General features: G+C 70.9%; 16 protein-coding genes. 12 read left to right on the forward strand and 4 right to left on the reverse strand.

Features of this window, described 5'->3' with window-relative positions; translation table 11 throughout:
- Window positions 1-423: 423 nt before the first annotated feature.
- Window positions 424-1506 (reverse strand): aldose 1-epimerase family protein, encoded by a 1083-nt coding sequence (locus ACTMO_RS0119370; protein WP_019856337.1) that lies wholly within the window; start codon window positions 1504-1506, stop codon window positions 424-426.
- 349 nt (window positions 1507-1855) lie between these two features.
- Here ACTMO_RS0119370 and ACTMO_RS21555 point away from each other — a divergent pair, with 349 nt between their 5' ends.
- From ACTMO_RS21555 to ACTMO_RS0119435, 12 genes are all read left to right on the forward strand, one after another.
- Complete coding sequence (locus ACTMO_RS21555) at window positions 1856-3061, forward strand: sensor histidine kinase (RefSeq protein WP_245556264.1); 1206 nt, start codon at window positions 1856-1858, stop codon at window positions 3059-3061.
- Window positions 3062-3127: 66 nt separating this feature from the next.
- Complete coding sequence (locus tag ACTMO_RS0119380) at window positions 3128-3781, forward strand: response regulator (RefSeq protein WP_019856339.1); 654 nt, start codon at window positions 3128-3130, stop codon at window positions 3779-3781.
- A gap of 132 nt (window positions 3782-3913) precedes the next feature.
- Window positions 3914-5164, forward strand: coding sequence for an NAD(P)/FAD-dependent oxidoreductase (locus tag ACTMO_RS0119385; protein WP_019856340.1), 1251 nt, complete (start codon window positions 3914-3916; stop codon window positions 5162-5164).
- A gap of 52 nt (window positions 5165-5216) precedes the next feature.
- Entirely contained in the window at window positions 5217-6029 is an 813-nt protein-coding gene (locus ACTMO_RS0119390; RefSeq protein ID WP_019856341.1) for an HAD family hydrolase, read from the forward strand.
- Between the two features lie 285 nt (window positions 6030-6314).
- Window positions 6315-7271 carry an ABC transporter ATP-binding protein gene (locus tag ACTMO_RS0119395; protein WP_019856342.1) on the forward strand — a complete coding sequence of 319 codons (957 nt, stop codon included), beginning with the start codon at window positions 6315-6317 and terminating at the stop codon, window positions 7269-7271.
- Between the two features lie 131 nt (window positions 7272-7402).
- Window positions 7403-8152: an ABC transporter permease gene (locus tag ACTMO_RS0119400; RefSeq protein WP_019856343.1), complete on the forward strand. Its 750-nt coding sequence runs from the start codon at window positions 7403-7405 to the stop codon at window positions 8150-8152.
- 804 nt (window positions 8153-8956) lie between these two features.
- The gene (locus tag ACTMO_RS0119405) at window positions 8957-9460 is read left to right on the forward strand and encodes a hypothetical protein (RefSeq protein ID WP_019856344.1); all 504 of its coding nucleotides are present in this window, start codon (window positions 8957-8959) and stop codon (window positions 9458-9460) included.
- A gap of 104 nt (window positions 9461-9564) precedes the next feature.
- Window positions 9565-10278: a tRNA (guanosine(46)-N7)-methyltransferase TrmB gene (gene trmB / locus ACTMO_RS0119410; protein WP_019856345.1), complete on the forward strand. Its 714-nt coding sequence runs from the start codon at window positions 9565-9567 to the stop codon at window positions 10276-10278.
- A gap of 491 nt (window positions 10279-10769) precedes the next feature.
- A complete protein-coding gene (locus ACTMO_RS0119420) occupies window positions 10770-12542 on the forward strand; it encodes a sensor histidine kinase (RefSeq protein WP_033402100.1) in 1773 nt (590 codons plus the stop codon).
- Entirely contained in the window at window positions 12539-13198 is a 660-nt protein-coding gene (locus ACTMO_RS0119425) for a response regulator (protein ID WP_019856348.1), read from the forward strand. Before ACTMO_RS0119420 ends, ACTMO_RS0119425 begins: the two co-directional genes overlap by 4 nt.
- A 132-nt stretch (window positions 13199-13330) precedes the next feature.
- Window positions 13331-13555, forward strand: coding sequence for a hypothetical protein (locus tag ACTMO_RS0119430; RefSeq protein ID WP_019856349.1), 225 nt, complete (start codon window positions 13331-13333; stop codon window positions 13553-13555).
- A gap of 14 nt (window positions 13556-13569) precedes the next feature.
- Window positions 13570-14901 carry an amidohydrolase family protein gene (locus ACTMO_RS0119435; protein ID WP_019856350.1) on the forward strand — a complete coding sequence of 444 codons (1332 nt, stop codon included), beginning with the start codon at window positions 13570-13572 and terminating at the stop codon, window positions 14899-14901.
- 82 nt (window positions 14902-14983) lie between these two features.
- On the opposite strand, the gene ACTMO_RS0119440 is transcribed toward ACTMO_RS0119435, so the two are convergent.
- The 3 genes from ACTMO_RS0119440 to ACTMO_RS0119455 form a co-directional block, all read right to left on the reverse strand.
- Window positions 14984-15670 (reverse strand): SDR family oxidoreductase, encoded by a 687-nt coding sequence (locus ACTMO_RS0119440; RefSeq protein WP_026449419.1) that lies wholly within the window; start codon window positions 15668-15670, stop codon window positions 14984-14986.
- A gap of 113 nt (window positions 15671-15783) precedes the next feature.
- Complete coding sequence (locus tag ACTMO_RS0119445) at window positions 15784-17859, reverse strand: PhoX family protein (RefSeq protein WP_019856352.1); 2076 nt, start codon at window positions 17857-17859, stop codon at window positions 15784-15786.
- A 261-nt stretch (window positions 17860-18120) separates the two neighbouring features.
- Window positions 18121-19347 (reverse strand): MFS transporter, encoded by a 1227-nt coding sequence (locus tag ACTMO_RS0119455; protein ID WP_019856354.1) that lies wholly within the window; start codon window positions 19345-19347, stop codon window positions 18121-18123.
- Window positions 19348-19386 lie beyond the last annotated feature (39 nt).

The raw sequence follows: 19386 nt of genomic DNA on the forward strand, positions 1-19386 counted from the left end.
GCTGAGTCCACCGCCATCGTTGCGATCCTCGCCGGCCCCGGAGGGCCGGCGCCACGGCAGGTGAGCAGGGGTTTCCGGAGTGGCCGCCCCCCGGCTGTGACCGATCCGTGACCGACACGCCGAGCACACGCTTGGGAACCTCCCGGCGCGTGGCCACACACTTCCCCTTCCCAACCACCGGGTCCCGGTGAGCCGGGCCGGTTCCCGACGGAACCGGCCAACCCCGCACGCGCGGGGCACACCTTCGCGACCTGCGATCTTAGCAGCGCTTCCCGCCGTGGGAAGCACTGTCGTTGCCCTCGGCACGTTCGTCTTCGACCGAGAACACCACCGCACAACGCCTACCGAGCGGCACAACGCCTCCGACAGCACCCCGACAGCGCCCCGAACGACGAGGGCGCTTCGTGCTCCGGGCCGGGTGGGTCACTCCGCGCCGTCCCTGGTGGACAGACTGAGGCTCCAGCTTCCGCCGTGGCGCTCACCCGGGGCCAGCACGCGCACGTCCTCGCCGGTGACGAAGGCGTTCGGGGGGCAGGTGCTGGGTTCCACCGTGATTCCCGAGCGGGGCGGTTGGGCACGGTCCTCACTGGCGCCGTCGTCGGTGTAGACCTGGAGATGCTCGTGCGCACCGTCCACACGCAGCAGCACGTCCCGACCGTCCTCCAGGCCGATGCGCACCACCGCCTCGCCCCAGTGGTCACGCTCCAGCCCGGTGAAGGCGGTGTCCAGCTTCGTCTCTCCGATGCGGTGCCTCCGTCGGAAGTCGTAGCGGGTGCCGGAGACCGAGGCGGTCCCGGTGGGGATGAGCCGCTCGTTGGTGCGGTAGTAGGTGTCGGCGGGCAGCCGCAGCTCCATCGCGTCGGTACCGCCCGGCCCGGCGGCGACGTAGGTGTGGTTGGCCCAGCCCACCGGGGCGGCCTCCCGCCCCACGTTCTCGGCGGTCAGTGTGCACCGCACCCCGTGCCGGTCCACGGCGTAGTCCACCGTGAACTCCATGTGGAACGGGTAGCCGTACCGCGGATGCGACCGGTAACGCAGCCGCACACTGTCCCGTCGGTGGCGCACCGGCTCCCACTCCACGAAGCTCATCAACCCGTGCAGGGCACTCTGCCGGGACGGCTCGTTGATCGGGACCTGTAGCTCGCGCCCGCCGAACTCGTAGCTCCCCCGGTCGATCCGGTTCGGCCAGGGAAGGATGGTCTTGCCCTGGTAACCCTCCCCCGGGTCGTCGGCGGAGTGGGTCAACAGCATCTCGGTGCCGTCCACCCGCCAGGACAACAGGGTCGCGGCCACCCCGGCCACTACGGCGCGGTGCCGCCCCGAACGGATCTCGTAGAGCCTGCCGTTGGCGGTCTGCTCGTGCCAGCCGTGCCCGGCGCCGGGGCCGTGTCGTCCCACCTCGGCGGCGGCCCGGCCCCCGAGTGCCGTCGCCGCCGTGGTGGCGGTGAGCGTGGTCAGCGCGGCCCGTCTGCTCCAGCCACCGGCGGCGGCCTCGGAGTCGTTCATGGGAAGTCCTTTCGGGTCCAACCGTGCGGACGGCGTCGCCGTGTTCGGCGCGAACCCGGACTCACCGGACGAACAACACGAGCACGGGCGAACACGACCGAACGCCAGTCACCATCGGCGAACATTCACACCCGCGGAGCACACAACTGTCAACATCGACGCGGCGGGATTGCTCCACCCGCCGGGTGGGGACTACGCCGCCCCGAGCAGCGCGAGCCCCCACCCACCGACGGCCACGGGCCCGGCGAACCCCGAGAGGGCACCGGCGGCGACTACCACCCGGGTACGAGGCAGGACGGGACCGTGGAACGACGCGACCGAGCAGCACAGCGGGCTATGGTCGGTGGGCGTGCGGAGGATCAGCCTGTGGATGCGCGCCCACCCCATCGCCGGGGACACCCTGTTGATGCTGGCGATGCTGGCGCTCGAAGTCCTGCGCGGCACCACGGGAACACCCCCCGGCGAGGCGCCGGGACTCCTCTGGGACGTGCTGGCGGGAGTGCTGCTGGTGCCGCCGCTGGCGCTGCGGCGCACCGCACCGGTTCCGGTGGCCTACACGGTGCTGGCCGGGCTGCTCGTCCAACTGCTCGCCTACCCGGACACGGTCACCCGCCCGGGGACCTTCGGGGTGTTCGTCATGCTCTACACCCTGGTCGCCTACACCGGGCGACGTCCGGCCGCGCTCTACGGCTGCGGGATCCTGGTGGCCTGGGTGACGCCACTGGTGGTCTTCGACGCCCTCTCCGGGGCCAACGCGGTGTTCTTCGCCGCGCAACTGCTGCTGGCCAGCGGGTTCTGCTGGACCCTGGGAGAGTACGTCGGCGCCCGCCGGGCCTACCAGCGCGCGGTGGAGAGCCGACTGCGCAGCCTGGAGTTCGAACGGGACCAGCAGGCCCGGATCGCGGTGGCCGAGGAACGCAACCGCATCGCCCGGGAACTGCACGACGTGCTCGCGCACTCGGTGAGCGTGATGGTCACCCACGCCGACGGCGCCGTCTACGCCGTCCACCGCGACCCCGACACGGCCGAACGGGCGCTGCGGACCATAGCGGGCACGGGCCGCGAGGCGCTGAGCGAACTGCGCGGCCTGCTGCACGTGCTGCGTCACCCCGAGGAGGACCCCGCCGAGCACCGCTCACCCCAGCCGGGCGTGGAGGGCATCCGGGAGCTGGTGGAACGCGTGCGCGCGCTGGGGCTGCCGGTCGAGCTGCGGATCGGCGGGGAACTCGACCAGATCCCCACCGGACAGGGCCTGGCCGTGTACCGGATCGTCCAGGAGTCGCTGACCAACGTACTCAAACACGCGGGCTGGAACGCCACGGCCGCGGTGGCGCTGGACAACGACGGCGACCGGATCCGCATCGAGGTGACCGACAGCGGCTCCCCCCGCGTGCTGGACCCACCCACCCCCTCCGGCGGCAACGGGGTGATCGGGATGCGTGAGCGCGCCACCGTCTACGGCGGCTCCCTCGAAGCGGGGCGGACCGAGCGGGGCGGCTGGCGGGTGTGCGCCGAACTCCCCCTGGCCACCGAACGCTCCTCCCCGGCCGGGTGAACCAGCTCCCGTCGCCGTGCCGGGAGCGCGCCGTGGCCTCCACGCCGTGGCCTAGGGTGGAGCGACATGGTGCGGGTGGTGCTGGTCGACGATCAGGAGCTCATGCGGGTCGGGCTGCGCATGGTGCTGGACGCGCAGGACGACCTGGAGGTGGTGGGTGAGGCCGCCGACGGCGCCGGGGCCGTGGAGACCGCCCGCGAGCAGCGGCCCGACGTGATGCTCATGGACGTGCGCATGCCGGGCATGGACGGGGTGCGGGCCACCGAACTCGTCGTGGGGGAACGGCTGGCCAAGGTGCTGGTGATGACCACCTTCGACCTCGACGACTACGCCCTGTCGGCCCTGCGCGCCGGAGCCAGCGGTTTCCTGCTCAAGGACACCCCGCCCGACGACCTGGTCTCGGCCGTGCGCTCCGTGCACGAGGGGGACGCGGTCGTCTCGCCCAGCGTCACCAAACGGCTGCTCGACCGTTTCCTGCGGGAGTCCGGCGGCGAGCTCCGGGACGCCTCGGTGCTGGACGTGCTCACCGACCGGGAGCGCGAGGTGCTGGTCCACATGGCTCGGGGGCTGTCCAACGGCGAGATCGCCGAGCGGATGTACCTCTCCGAGGCCACGATCAAGACCCACATCGGCCGGATCCTGTCCAAGCTGGAACTGCGGGACCGGGTGCAGGCCGTGGTACTGGCCTACGAGACCGGGCTGGTGCGCCCCGGCAGGTAGGACCACCGCCGGGGCTCCTCTCGCACGGCACGCGGGCCCGCACGCGCCTATGCTGGTGTCACGCCGGAGAGCCCGTCTCCGGCGTGCGGCGGTAGTCGCCGTCCGGGGCCGAGTGCGGCGAAGGGGGCCCTCATGACCGAGAGGTTCGTCGTGGTCGGGGGTGGTCTCGCCGGTGCGCGAACCGCGCGGGAACTGCGGAGCAAGGGGTTCACCGGTGAGGTCGACCTGGTCTGCGCCGAGGAGATCCCGCCGTACGAGCGGCCTCCGCTGTCCAAGGACTACCTGGCGGGGGCGGTTTCGGCCGAGGAGTTCCTCGTGCACCCCCGCGAGTGGTACGCCGAGCACGGGGTGCGGCTGCGCCTCGGAACCCGCGCCAGTGCCGTGTACCCGACAAGCCACCGCCTCGAACTGGCCGACGGCACCGTGCTCGACTACGACCGGCTCGTACTGGCCACCGGCTCCCGCCCGCGTCGGCTCCCACTGCCCGGGGCCGAGGCGCGGGGAGTGCACTGCCTGCGGAGGCTGGGGGACGCGGACCGGCTGCGGGAGACGCTGGGGCGGATCCGGCGGCTGGTGGTGATCGGCGCGGGCTGGATCGGGCTGGAGGTGGCGGCCGTGGCCCGCGAGCGGGGTGTGGAGGTCTGCGTGGTGGAGAACGCCCCGACCCCGCTGGCGGCGGCGCTGGGTCCGCGCATGGGTGAGGTGTTCGCCGACCTGCACCGCGAGCACGGGGTGGACCTGCGGCTGTCCACCCGGGTGGCCGAGATCCACTCCGAGGGTGGGGTGACCGGGGTGCGCACCGTGGACGGCGCGGACATCCCGGCCGATGCGGTGTTGGTCGCGGTGGGGGCCCGGCCGGAGATCACGCTGGCCGCCGAGGCCGGACTGGACATCGGGGAGGGAGTGCTGGTCGAGCCCAGCCTGACCACCAGCGACCCGGACATCCTCGCGGTGGGCGACATCGCCGAGATCCGACACCCCGTGCTCGGCCGGATCCGGGTGGAGCACTGGGCCAACGCGCTGAAACAGCCCCGGGTCGCGGCGGCGACCCTGCTGGGGGAGGCCGCCGCCTACACCGAGGTGCCCTACTTCTTCACCGACCAGTACGACCTGGGCATGGAGTACCACGGGCGGGTTCCCGAGGGGATCGAGGACCGGGTGGTGGTGCGCGGCAGCCTGTCCTCCAGGAGGTTCGTGGCGTTCTGGCTGGACGGGGACAACCGGGTGTGGGCGGGGATGAACGTCAACGTCTTCGACGTGTCCCGGCCGGTGCGCGCGCTGGTCGAGTCCGGGCAACCGGTGGATCCCCGGCGGCTCGTCGACACCACCCACCCCCTGGAGGAGCTGGCCGCACTTCGTGAGCGGAACGTGAATCCCGTGTGACATGACGCGGTTCTGGTGCTCGGACACCGGCTGTCACGGATAGGCTGCGGACGTGACCACACCATCCAGCTGGAAGCCGCGACTCGTCGCGCTCGACGTCGACGGGACCATGCTCGACCCGGCGACACAGTCCATCTCCGCGGAGGTGCGCCGCGCCGTCACCCGTGTGGTGGAGGCGGGGGTTCACGTGGTCGTGTCCACCGGGCGGAGCATGTTGGGCACGTTGCCGGTGTTGGACGAGCTGGGGATCTCGGACGGGGACGCGCTGTGCTCCAACGGTGCCGTGCGGGTGGAGGTGTCCTCGCGGGAGGCCGTCTCGGTGGAGACCTTCGATCCGCAGCCCGTGTACGAACGGCTGGCCCCGCTGCTGCCGGGGGCGCTGTACGCGGCCGAGCAGGTGGGCACGGCCAGTCTGGTCACCGAGTTGTTCGACCCCGAGGAGCTGCACGGCCCGCAGCGGCGGTGCTCGGTGGAGCGGCTGCTGGAACACCCCGTCCCCCGCTTGATCGTCAACTGGGCCGGGCACAGCCCCGAGCGGCTGCGGGCGAGCATGGACGGGGTGGTGCTGCCGGGCTGCTGCTACACGGTCGACCACTACCAACCCTGGGTGACGGTGGTTCCGGACGGAGTGAGCAAGGCCAGCGCCCTGGAGAAGCTGCGGGTGGAACTCGGCGTGGCCGCCGAGGACACCCTCGCCGTGGGCGACGGGGACAACGACATCCAGATGCTGGAGTGGGCCCACCACGGCGTCGCCATGGGGCAGGGACCGGCGGTGGTTCGTTCGTTCGCCGACGAGGTCGCGGGGACGGTCTCCGAGGACGGGCTGGTGCCGGTGCTGCGGCGGTGGTTCCCGCCCCGGGACTGACTCCGGGTGGTCCCCGACCCGTCGGGGAGCCCGCCCCGGCGCGGTGAGCCCGTGACCCGCGGCCTCGCGCCCGGTGGAGCTTTGCCGTTCGGGGACACCGCTCGGCTGGGCTCGGGGGTTCCCTGATCCCCGCCGGAGGCGCCCTACGACTTGAAGAGTATTCGTTTTTAGACCGGAGGTTGACGCGCACTCGACCGTTCGTCCGGCAACCTGGCTGGTGACATGGGGCCGGGACTCGGACGCTCGTTCCGGCCGTCACCGAGTTTCGCCCAGACAGGAGTGCCAATGATCGAGGCTGTGGGCCTCACCAAACGCTACGGATCGACGGTGGCGGTCAACGACCTGTCGTTCACCGTCAAACCGGGCAGGGTGACGGGATTCCTCGGACCGAACGGCGCGGGTAAGTCCACCACCATGCGCATGATGCTGGGGCTGGACCGGCCCACGGCGGGCAAGGTCCTGTTCGACGGCAAGCCCTACACCGAACTCAAGCATCCCCTGCGCACGGTCGGCGCCCTGGTGGACGCCAAGTGGGTCCACCCCAACCGCTCGGCCTACGCCCACCTGAAGTGGATGGCCCGCTCCAACGACATCCCCGTCCAGCGGGTGGACGAGGTGCTGGAGACCGTCGGACTGAGCGCGGTCGCCAAACGCAGGGCCGGAGGGTTCTCGCTGGGCATGTCCCAGCGGCTCGGCATCGCCACCGCGTTGCTCGGCGACCCGGGGATCCTCATGTTCGACGAACCGGTCAACGGGCTGGACCCGGAGGGGATCCACTGGATCCGGCGTTTCATGCAGCGACTGGCCGCCGAGGGGCGCACGGTGCTGGTCTCCAGCCACCTGCTGTCCGAGATGGCCCAGACCGCCGAGGAACTCGTGGTGGTGGGACGGGGCAGGCTCATCACCCAGTGCGGCACCGAGGAGTTCGTGAACAACGCCACCGCCGCCGCGGTCACGGTGCGCACCCCGCAGGCGGAGCGGCTGCGGGAGGTGCTGGGCGCCCGCGGCTTCGCGGTGGCGCCCGCGGATCCCTCCCAGCCCGACACCCTCAGCGTGTCCGACGCCACCACCGACCAGGTCGGCGAGCTGGCCGCCGAACAGGGCTTCGTACTGCACGAGCTGTCCGCCCAGCGGGGCTCGCTCGAAGAGGCCTTCATGAGGATGACCGGCCAGGACGTGGAGTTCCGCACCGGCTCTTCCGACGAGCAGCCCGGCGAACCGCTCGCCGCGACCACCAACTGAACCACCCCGTGTCCCGTGGCGGCCCCGAGCCGTCGCGCCTTCCACCCCTCGGCCCCTTCCGGTCGCCGGGTGGCGGGCAGCGCCCTCGCCGGGGCGGCCACGGTCACACACGTCTTCCAACGGGACTGCCAATGACACTGATCTCGGTCGAACGCATGAAACTCTTCTCCACCCGGTCACCGTGGTGGTGCATCGTCGTGGCACTGGGGCTGACCATCGGTTTCGCCGCGTTGTTCACCTCCCAGCTCGGCGGTGAGATGCCCACCAGCGTGGCGATGACCCAGCAGGGCAACCAGTTCGGGCTCATCGTGGTCATGGTGATGGCCGCCCTGGCGGTGACCACCGAGTACCGCTTCGGCACGATCCGGGCCACCTTCCAGGCCATGCCGAACCGGGTGGCCGTGATGCTGGCCAAGACGGCCGTGGTGGCCGTGCTGGCCCTGCTCATCGGGGAACTGGCCGCTTTCGGTTCCTGGGGCATGGGATGGGTGTTCGCCCCCGACCAGAGCCTGGTGCTGGACACCGCCGCGGAGTGGCGACAGGTGGTCGGGCCGGGACTGGTGTTCGCCGGAGCGGCCGTGTTCGCGCTCGCCGTGGGCATTCTGGTGCGCCAGACAGCCGGAGCGGTGACGCTGGTGATGATCTGGGCGCTGCTGGCCGAGTCGCTGATCCAGCTGATCCCCACCATCGGCGACGACATCTACGAGTGGCTGCCGTTCGCCGCGGCGTTCCGCTTCATGAGCGGCGGCGGTGACTCCCCGATGAGTCAGCCCCTCTCCGAGATGCCGATCGGGCCGTGGCCCTCGCTGGTCTACTTCCTGGCGATCGCCTTCGGGCTGTTGGCGGTGTCCTTGGTCACGGTGCACAAGCGGGACGCGTGACCGACAGGGGGTGGCTTCTCCTGCTTTCGAGGGTGTTGTCCGACGGTTCCGCCGAATGTCATCGGCGGTTCGTGGCACAACGGCAAGCACGTTGGTTCCATCGGGGGTGGACACATCACGAAAAAGGGGACACAAGTCGTGCTGCGACTGCACGCTGTTACCCATCCCGGAGGAGAGGCCGCTCACCCGGGCCGCTAAGATCACGACGAAAGACCTGTTAGTCACCACACAGGAGTAACGATCCGCTGTGCTCGGGTCGGGGCCTGTGAGCACAACCGGATCAACCGACTGTGCGGGCGCTCGGGGGTGCCTGACGGTCGGGACGGGGGAGGGCCAGGGCTGTCATTCGGGGGACGGCCCTGGCCCTGGTTTTTGTCGAGCGCGGTTCCCTCCTCCGGACGTCCGCTCCCGGGGGATCGAGGTCCTCCGGAGGAGGGACGTGTTTCCTCCCGCCGACTCCGCCTCCCCCGGAGCAACGGAGTGTGCTTTTTCTCTCGCCGACGTTCTGTCCATCGGGCGATTACGCTGCGCGTGAGGCTGCGCTACGATCAACGACCCTTGTGCGGGAGGGGAGGGACACTTTCCGAAAGGTTGCTTTCACCGGGAGTGTCCGTGTTAACTCGTCGAGTGAGTGGTGCGATCCCGAACAGCGCCGTTTCCGGGCCGCACCCCCTGGGGGTGCTTGCCGCGAGTTGCACCGACCCTTCTCGCGGTGCTCGCGGAGGAAGGTGAGCTGTGGTTCTTTCGAGTGAATTTTCAGCGCAGGAAGAGAAGACGGGATCGGCCGGAAACGGCGACGGTGACGTGAACCTGATCCCCATCCCCCGACTGGAGTGGTCCCTGGCGGCGGAGTCCGTCCCACCCACCAGTGAGGCCGAGTCCCCCGAGGCGGTGCGCTGTGGATGGATACACACCGCCCCCGAACGTCACGTGCTGGACCTGTTCCGCAGACTCGACGACTCGGCCAGCAGACTCCCGGTGCCCTGGTGGCTGCGGGCCCTGGCACGCGGCGAACTGGCCTCCCGTGCGGAGGGATTCGCCTTCGAGGACGAGGTGCACGCCCTGCTGACCGGACGGGAGGGCTGGATCTTCGTTCCCTGGTCCACGGCGGGCGAGATCGGATACTGGGAGTACACCCCCTCCGACCGGCCGCCGATGACCGTGCCGACCACGGTCACCCTGACCGACCGCCACCCGGGGTGGCTGGACATCCTCCCCGCCCAGGTGGACAACGGCAACAGGGTCGCCGTCCCCGAACCCGGAGTGGAGGGACTGGAGGCCATGTTGCCCCGGATCGAGTCCTGGTGATCCGCGGGCGGGCCCGGTTCCGGTCGGTGCTGTGCCGCCCGCCACGGCGGAAGCGGGGACAGTGCCGACCGGGGCGAGCGCCCGGTTTGCGATACTGGCCCGCTGTGAGTGCTTCCGACCAGCAGATTCCCCACAAACGGACGGTCGTCAGCTACGTCCGGCGCAGCGACCGCATGACCGCCGGACAGCAGCGCGCCTGGGACCGGTACTGGGGCGAACTCGGGCGTGACATCTCCGAACTGCCGGAAGGCCCTCTGGACACCACCGCATGGTTCGGGCGCAGCGCTCCGCTCGTGCTGGAGATCGGTTCCGGGATGGGCGAGACCACCGCGACGATGGCCGCCGCCCGACCGGACCTTGACCACCTGGCGGTGGAGGTCTACAAGCCGGGGTTGGCCCAACTGCTGCTGCGGGCCGAGAAGCACGACATCGACAACCTGCGGCTGCTGCGCGGCGACGCGACCGTGTTGCTCCGGCAGCACCTGGCCGTAGGGAGTCTGGAGGAGGTGCGGATCTTCTTCCCCGATCCGTGGCCGAAGAAACGCCACCACAAGAGACGACTGGTCCAGGACAGGTTCGTCGAGCTGGTCGCCTCCAGGATCCGCCGGGGCGGAACCCTGCACCTGGCCACCGACTGGGAGGACTACGCCGAGCAGATGCGGGCGGTCTGCACCGCGCGGGCCGAGCTGCGCAACAGGTTCGCCGACCACCCCGGTGGATGGGCGCCCCGCCCGGAGTGGAGACCGGTGACCAAGTTCGAACAGCGGGCCCATGCCGAGGGAAGAACGGTACACGACCTGATCTTCGAGCGAGTGTGAGTTCCCGGCTCCGCCGAGTGGTCGATTCGGAACGAAAGGTCCGGCACGGTCCGTGACCGACCGTCCCGGTTTTCTCCGGGGCGAGTCACACGAGCCCGCCCCGGTTCCGCTCAGCGGCTGTGGAAGCTCTCCCACAGGTCGGGGAGTACGGAGCTGAGTGCCATCAGCACCAGCACCGTCAGCGCCGGTACGGTTCCGAGTACGACCAGTACGGTTGTGAGCACGGGTGACTCCTTTCCCGGAACGGTCGGCGCCGAACCGGGGCGAACGGGTTTTTTCTCTGCCGCACAGAGCGTGACCGTTCGAGCTCCCGTGTTGTATCGGCCATGTGGCTGTTCCTGCTGGCCGATCGGCCACCACTCCCGCCCGAGGGGTTTCCGCCCGGCCTCTCGTGCGGCAGGGTTCGCCCGGTGGCCGGGGGAGGCAGCGCCGATCAGCTCGTTCGGAACCGGGCACCGGGGAACAGCACGTACGCGACGGAGGGCGAGTTCGTGAACCCGCGTGAACTGTGGGGAGCCCTGTCGGCGTGGACCCGCCGGGTGGGCGGGACGCTGCGCGGGCAGTGGGTGTTCGTCGCCCTGCTGCTGATCACCTGGAGCGGTGAGCTGGCCGTGGCCGCCTACGAGGGAGGCACGGCCTGGGCACGGATCCCCGTGCTCACCGGCATGGTGCTGCTCGCCCTGGCCGCCCCGCGCCGTCCCGCCTCGTGCGGGGTGCTCGCCGCGAGCCTGCTGGTGCTGGCCACCGCCCTGAGCCGGTTCCTGCACGTGGAACCGGGGCCGGGCCTGCTGTCCAACGTCTCAGCGGCCGAGAACCTGGCCGGGGTGCTGCTGGTGCTCCACGCCTTCCGCGGCCTCCCCTGGACCAGGGCCGTTCCGGTGACCGCGACGCTGGTGGCCGCCTGCCTGCTCGCCGTGCTGGAGCGTTCCCCCTCCGGGCCGGAGATGCCGTTGACGCTCACCCTGGAGATGGGCTTCCTCCAGCTGGTGCTGGCCGTCGGCACGGGAATGTACCTGCGCGGCGACCGCAGGCCCCGCCCCGAGCACGGACCGCTGGTCGGGCTGCTGCGCAGACAGTGGCCCGTCATCGCCGCGCTGTCGGTGCTGCTGTTCGGGCAGGTGGTCTCCTTCGACGGCACAGCCACCACCCCCCTGGGAGCGGCGCTGCTGCTGGTGAGCAGCGCGATCATGTCGGTGCTGGCGGTGTTCGCACCCCGTGGCCCGGTGCAGGCGGCGATGTTCGGCGCGCTGAACATGTCGCTGACCGTGGTGCTGGCCCTGCTGCTCGACGTCCGCGCTCCCTCCTACGTGGTGGGGGCGATCCCGGTCCCGGTGCTGGCGGCGGGGATGCTGCTGGTCGCGTTCGTCGTGCGTTTCGCCCCCGTGCGGCGGGCCGCCGTGGCCACGACGACCCTGGCCGCCTCGGCGGTGGCGGGAGCGGTGCTGCTGCCGCGTCCGGTCCACGGTGAGCTGTCCACCGAGATCCTGGGCTCGCTGTTCATGGGGGCCGTGCTGCTGGTGCTGTCGGTGAGCACGGGAATGTACTTCCGGGCCCGCGACGAGGAACGGAGTCGCGGTGTCCGGGCGGCCGTGGCCCAGGCCCAACACGCCGAGCGGATGGCCCTGGCGCGGGAGCTGCACGACGTGGTCGCCCACCACGTGACCGGCATCGTGGTGCAGTCCCAGGCCGCGTTGACCGTGGCCGAGAAGAACCCGCAGGCCGCCCGGCAGGCACTGGAACGGATCTCCGCCAGCGGCACCGAGGCGCTCACCGCGATGCGGCGTCTGGTGGGCAGCATGCGCGAGGCGGACACGCGTGCGGACGCCGAGGTCGACGGGCAGCCCACCACCGACCTGCGGGGGGACGTGGAGAAGCTGGTCGAGCGGGTCACGGCGAGTTCGGGGACCGAGGTGCGGCTGCACACCGAGCTGGAGCACGACATCCCACCGGAGGTGGGGCGTTCGGCGCTGCGGCTGGTGCAGGAGGCGTTGACCAACGCAGGCAAGCACGCCTCGGGTGTCTCCGAGATCGTCGTCGTGCTACGAAGCACCCCGGAGGAGTTGTTGGTCCGTGTCGACGACGACGGCGTACCGGGCGGTGCTCCGGTGGCGGGCGGATCCGGCGGCTACGGTCTCGTGGGGATGCGGGAGCGGATCGAGCTGCTCGGCGGAACACTGCGGGCGGGCCCTCGGGAGCCGAGGGGCTGGCGGGTCGAGGCCGGGCTGCCGCTGGCCGCTTCGGACGCCGGGAGGGGGCTGCCGTGATCCGGGTGCTGATAGCCGACGACCAGGAGATGGTCCGCGCCGGTTTCCGGATGATCCTGGACAGTGAGGACGACATCGAGGTGGTGGGCGACGTCGGGGACGGCCGTCAGGCACTCCGACTCGCGCACGAACTGCGTCCGGACGTCTGCCTGATGGACATCAGGATGCCCGGTCTCGACGGCCTGGAGGCCACCCGCAGACTGGCGGGACCGGAGGTGGAGGACCCGGTCAGGGTGGTCGTGGTGACCACCTTCGACCTCGACGAGTACGTGGCCACGGCCCTGGCCAACGGGGCCAGCGGTTTCCTGCTCAAGGACGCCGGACCCGCCCTGCTCGTGGAGGCCGTCCAGGCCGCCCACCGTGGTGACGCGCTGGTTTCCCCGCAGATCACGGTCCGGCTGCTGCGACACTTCCACGGGGGCTCCTCGCGGGCGCTCCGCGAGCGGGACCGTCCCAGCGAGGAACTCACCGCGCGGGAACGGGACGTGGTCCGCGAGGTGGCGCGGGGGCTGACCAACACCGAGGTGAGTTCCCGGTTGTACATGTCGTTGTCCACGGTCAAGTCCCATCTGGCCTCCGTGCAGGGCAAAGTGGGAGCACGCAACAGGGTCGAGATCGCCGCGTGGGCGTGGCGGACCGGACTGATGGACGACTGAGGCGTTTCCGGCCCGGGGCGGACGGCCTCCGGTTGCTACGGCCCGCCGCTCGTGGCGAACCGGCCGATAGTACGAGGTGATTCCGGCCGAAGAGCCGAGGTCGGCCGGTGTGTGCGGGCGCATGATGGTGGTATGACGCGCCAACTGTCGATGCATCCCACCTACCCGGGTGTTCCGCTGCGGAGTCCGGACGTCGCCGCGCGGTTGAGGGCGGCGCGTCCCCGGATCCTCGGTCGCGTGCGGCCGTGGTTACGGGCCCGGGCGGACACCCTGATCTGTGTGACGCTGTGCTCCGGAATGCTCGGGGCGGGCCTGGTGATGTTTCGGGCTATGGTCACGATCGGTCCGGCGGGCTGAGGGACAATGCGCTCATGCCCATCGCTCGACGGCTGCGTGCCCCCGTGGTTCTGCCCTGTGACCGCCGGTGTTCGGTGTTGCGTGACGCCGTGGTGGACATCGGCGCCGACGGCCGGATAACCCACTGCGGCCCCCGGGTCGAGGCTCCGGAGTCGGATCCGGACACGGTGGTCCGGGACTGCTCCGGACTGCTGATGCCCGGCCTGGTCAACGCGCACGCCCACACCCCCATGACCCTGCTGCGCGGGCTGGGAGGCGGCCTTCCGCTGCTGGACTGGCTGCGGGAGGTGATCTGGCCGGCCGAGGCCAGGCTCTCCGCCGAGGACGTTCGTGCGGGCATGAGGCTGGGAAGCCTGGAGATGCTCCGGGCCGGAGTCACCACGAGCGGGGAGATGTACTTCTCCGGGCAGGCGGTGGCCGAGGCGGTGCTCGACGTGGGGACCCGTGCCGTGATCGCCCCGGCGGTGATCGACACCCCGGACCTGGGGGAACTCGGTGGCTGGCGCTCGATGGTGTCGGCAATCAGCCGGTGGATCGACGCGGACGGGCTGCGTTTCGGCCCCGGCGAGCGGATCGAGCTGGCCTACGGCCCGCATTCGGCCTACACCCTCCCCCCGGAGGCGCTGCGCGTGATCGGGGAGGAGGCCCGGGCACGCGGAGCCCTGGTGCACACCCACGTGGCGGAGACCTCCGCGGAGGACGTCGAACAACGCCGTGCCCACGGTTCGGTTCCCCGTCTGCTCGCCGAGCTGGGGGTGCTGGACGGCAGGGTGCTGGCCGCCCACGGGGTGCACCTCGACGACACCGACATCGGACTGTTCGCCGAACACGGGGTGGGGGTGGCGCACTGCCCAGGATCCAACGCGAAACTGGCCTCCGGAACGGCACGACTGTCCGAGATGCTCGACGCCGGGCTGCCCGTCGGACTCGGCACGGACGGGCCCTCCAGCAACGACGACCTCGACCTGTGGGAGGAGATCCAACTCGCGGCGATGTTCGCCCGCACGCGGAGCGGGGACGCCACGACCTTCGACTCGGCCGTCGCGCTGCTGGCCGCCACCCGAGGCGGTGCCCGCGCCCTGCACCGGGACGACATCGGATCCCTGGAGGCCGGGTGCTGGGCCGACGTCGTGCACGTGGACACCGACACCCCGGCGTTCGTGCGCGGGGTGGAGACCTCGGACGAACGGATCCTGGCGAACCTCGTCTGGGCGGCGGGGGCGGAGTGTGTCCGCGACGTCTGGGTGGCGGGCACCGAGGTGCTGCGCGAGGCCGAACCGACCCGGGTCGATCCCCCGGAGGTGCGGAAGGCGGCGCGGGCCGCCGCGGCACGGATCGAACCCTGAAACCCACCCCATCGGCGGATCGCGGAAAACCCCGGGGCCCTTCCGATGCCGAATGGGGAGGGGCGAGGGCCGTGCTCGCCGCTCAGCTGTTCGGACGCAGCACGATCTCCGTCATGTGGGCGTCCGATCCGGAGCGGACCGTGGTGACCACGGGCTCGGCCACGGACTCCGGGCTGAGGTAGTTCTCCGGCTGGAACTCGCCGCCTTCGGACTCGCGCACCGCGCGCTGCATGTCGGTGGCCACACGACCGGGGAAGACGGAGGTGACCCGGATGCCGTTGGCGGCCTCCTCGGCGCGCAGCACGTCGGCGTAGGCCCGCAGGGCGAACTTGCTGGCCGCGTAGGACCCCCAGTTGGGTTTCGCCGACAGCCCGGCCCCCGAGTTGATCAGCACGACGTGGCCGGAGGCGGCCCGCAGCGCGGGCAGCAGGGTCCGGGTCAGCTCGGTGACCGCGAAGAGGTTCAGCTCGAAGGTCCGGCGCCAGGAGTCCACGTCGGTCTCGGAGACGGAACCGATCTCGACCATGCCCGCGCTGTGCACCAGGACGTCGAGGTGTTCGATGCCGGCGGCGGCCTCGGCGATGCCGTCGTAGTCGGTGAGTTCGGCGGGCCAGGGCTGGGCTCCGGGAAGCTGTTGCGCCGTCTGCCGCAGGGCCTGTTCGTCCCGCCCGCCGAGCAGTACGTCGTGGGTCTCGGACAGTGAACGTGCCACGGCCGCGCCGATACCGCGTGAAGCGCCCGTGACCAGTGCGATCGGTCGTGAAGTCATCATCGATACAGTAGCGCTTCACCTCACCGGAGCAGGGCACCCGGTCACGCGAGTGCGGGCGTGTCGCCGCCCCGGCGGGCCCGGCCCGCCGGGGCGGACCGGGCCGGGAGGGCTCAGCGTCGGCCGATCTCGCCCACACGGTGGCCGAGATCGCGCCACACCGCCACCAGCGCGGGCCTGGGCTGGGAGTCCCCGCCGTCCGGCCAGTGCGAGCCGGGGTTCTCCGGGCCGGAGCCGTTCTCCCCCGGGTGCTGGACGCAGACGGTGACCAGCTCGTCGGTGACCACCGGCCCGCAGGTCTCGGCTCCCTTGGGGACGGTGAGGAACTGCTTGACGTGACCGCGCTCGGGCCCTTCCACGGGCACAGCGAACAGTCCGTCGTTGGAGCCGAGTTCGTTGCCGTCGGTGGCGATCCACAGGTTGCCGTGCCGGTCGAAGGCCACGTTGTCCGGGCAGGAGATGGGGCTGACCCGGTCCTTGTCGAAACCGCCGAAGTAGGTGTCGGCCCGCTGGGGGTCACCGCAGACCAGCAGCAGCCCCCAGGACATCTCCGTGGAGGTGGGGTCTCCGTCCCGTTCGGTGATTTCGAGCACGTGGCCGTGGCGGTTGCCGACGCGGGGGTTGGCCTCGTCGACGGGGGCGTGTTCGGCGGCGCCCCGGTTGGAGTTGTTGGTCAGGGCGCAGTAGACCCGCCCGTTGACCGGGTTGGGTTCGACGTCCTCGGGGCGGTCCATCTTGGTGGCTCCGGCCCGGTCGGCCGCGAGCCTGGTGAACACGTAGACCTCCTCGGCGGTGAAACCGGGCACGTGCGAGGTGTCGCCGGTGGCCAGCGGCAGCCACTGCCCGGAACCGTCGAACTCGCCGTCGGAGGGCAGCCTGCCGCTGCCGTCGATCTCGGAGGCGGGGCTGTCCCCGGTGAACCGGGCGACGTAGAGCGTGCCCTCGTCCAGCAGCGCCTGGTTGTGGCGCCGGGCGTGGGCGCTGCGTCCGGGTTTCATCCGGCCGCTGGAGACGAACTTGTAGACGTACTCGAACCGCTCGTCGTCGCCCATGTAGACCGCGATCCGGCCGTCCTCGGTGGTGCGGACGGTGGCGCCCTCGTGCTTGAACCGTCCGAGGGCGGTGTGCTTGACGGGGGTGGAGTGGGGGTCGTGCGGGTCGATCTCGACGATCCAGCCGAAGCGGTTCGTCTCGTTGGGTTCCCGGGAGGCGTCCCAACGGTCGTCGAACCGTTCCCACTTGCGGGTGCTGGCTCCGCTGTTGATCCCGTAGCGCTCCATCCGCCGCCGGGTGGTGGGGTCCTCGACCCTGTCGGCGTGGGCGAAGTACTGGTGGAAGTTCTCCTCGCCGGAGAGGATGGTCCCCCACGGTGTGACCCCGCCCGCGCAGTTGTTCAGTGTCCCCCGCACGCTCCCGCCGCGCGGGTCGGCCGAGGTGCGGAGCAGTTCGCTGCCTGCGGCCGGGCCGTGCACGGCGAACTCGGTGTCCAGTGTGATGCGTCTGCTGTAGTGGCTGGGCAGCACGTCCAGCCGACCGCGTGCCGGGTCCCGGCGCACGAGCAGGATCGACTGCCCGTGGGCGGCCCAGGCCGTGCGGACCTGTTCGGCCGTGGGGTTGTCCGGGTCGTAGTCGCGGAACATGTGGCTTTCGGTGGTGTACTCGTGGTTGACCACCAGCAGGTTGTGGACACCGGCGCCGTCCAGGGGGACCAGTCCGGCGAAGTCGTTGTTGTAGCCGAACTGGAGCTGTTGGGCGCGCGCGCTCTGGTTGTCGAAGTCGAACTCGGGCGCGCCGGGCAGCACCGGGTCGCCCCAGCGGATGACGACCTGCTGTTCGTAGCCCTCGGGGATGACGACGCTGTCCCGTGTGTTCGGGGCCACCGGGTCGAAGTCCGTGCCCGGCGCGGCGGGGTGGTGCCCGCCGGGGCCGGGGTGTGCGGCGGCGGTGGTCCCCGCGGCGGCCGTCACGCCGGTGGCCAGGGAGAGTACGGCTCCGGCGCGCAGGAGTCCGCGTCGGTTCAGCACGCGTCGGACGACGTCACCGAAGTAGGTGTTGGCGGAGGGGTTCGGTGCCTCGTGGGCGCAGGCGTTTCCGCAGCGGTACTCGCAGGTGACCGCGGAGCGGCTCGCCGTGTGGTGGGTCAGCAGCGGTAAGGAGACCACGTGCGCCTCGGCCGGGTTGGTGGACATCTCCTGCCTTTCCACAGCATCGGTCGGGAACGTGGCCGAACACTATGTGAGTCAGGCGATGTCGTGGCTGCGAGCGCGTGAACGGCGGGCAAATTCGTCACGCGGGGTTCGGGGATGGCGGTTTCCGAGGTGTCGACCGTGATCCTTTCCAGGGACAACGGCGACAGATGTGTTCACCGAGTGTGGTCGCTGTGGAAGTTCGCCCCGGCGGAGCCGTGACCGACTCCGCCGTTCGGGCGGTTTCACGTCGGCGCGTGGGGGTCAGAACTCCTCGCCCACCACGGCGGCCTCGTCGGGAACCCGGTGGGGGTCCTCGCCCCGGGAACGCAGCCCGACGGCCAGCAGGGCCGCCGAGACCAGGCAGGCCACCGCGCCCACGGCGAAGGGGGCCTGCGGGGAGCCGAACCAGGTGGCGACGTGGCTGACCAGGGTGGCGGCCAGGGCCCCTCCGAGCCAGCGGCAGAAGTTGTAGCCCGCGCTGGCGACCGGACGCGGTACCGGGCTCACGCTCATGGCGCTTCCGGTGAACAGGGTGTTGAGCAGCCCCGAGGCCAGTCCGCTCACCACGATGGCCACGATGAGCACGGTCTTGTTGTCGATGGTCATGACAGCCAGCAGGGCTGCGTACAGGAGCACGGCCAGCACGGTTCCGCCGAGTTCACCCATCCGGTTGGCCAGCCGGGGAGCCAGGGTCACCCCGGCCACGGCCACGCAGAGGCCCCAGCCGAAGAACACCAGCCCGACCGCGATGGCCCCGTACTCCAGCACGAAGGGGGACCAGGCCAGCACCGTGAAGAACGCGGCGGTGTACAGCGCGGATCCGATGGAGGTGCGCAGCAGTGCCCCGTGGCGCAGGGCGCGCAGTGGATCCAGCAGGGTGACCTTGTGGCGGTTGCCGGTGCCCTCGTCGGCGGGCAGGAAGCCCACGGCCAGCACGAGGGCGGCGGCCATCAGCACGGCGGTCCCGGCGAAGGGACCGCGCCAGGAGAGGTGGCCCAGCAGCGCCCCGAGCAGGGGACCGGTGGAGAGTCCGATGCCCAGCGCCGCCTCGTAGAGCAGGATCGCGGCCTGTTGTCCGCCGCTGGCGGCTCCGACGATCACCGACAGGGCCGTGGCGATGAACAGCGCGTTGCCCAGGCCCCAGACGGCGCGCAGGGCCACGAGCTGGACCACGGAGTTCGCCAGGGCACAGGCCAGGGTGGCGAGCACGATCAGGGCCAGTCCGGTGACCACGGTGCGCTTGGCTCCGAAGCGGGCGCTGAAGGCGCCGGTGACCAGCATGGCCACCACCTGTACGCCGAGGTAGGAGGAGAACAGCAGCGTCACCTGTTCGGGCCCGGCGTCGAGGGACTCGGCGATGGACCGCAGTATGGGGTCGACCAGTCCGATGCCCATGAAGGCGATCACGGCGGCGAACGCGGTGATCCACACGGCTTTGGGCTGCCCCCTGAACACGTCGAGCAACCGCACGTCCGACGACGCGCTCATCGGCTCCGCTCCTCGGCTCGGCGAAACATTTCGTTTGCA

It is taken from the genome of Actinopolyspora mortivallis DSM 44261 (assembly GCF_000384035.1).
In the GTDB taxonomy this organism is placed as follows: domain Bacteria; phylum Actinomycetota; class Actinomycetes; order Mycobacteriales; family Pseudonocardiaceae; genus Actinopolyspora; species Actinopolyspora mortivallis.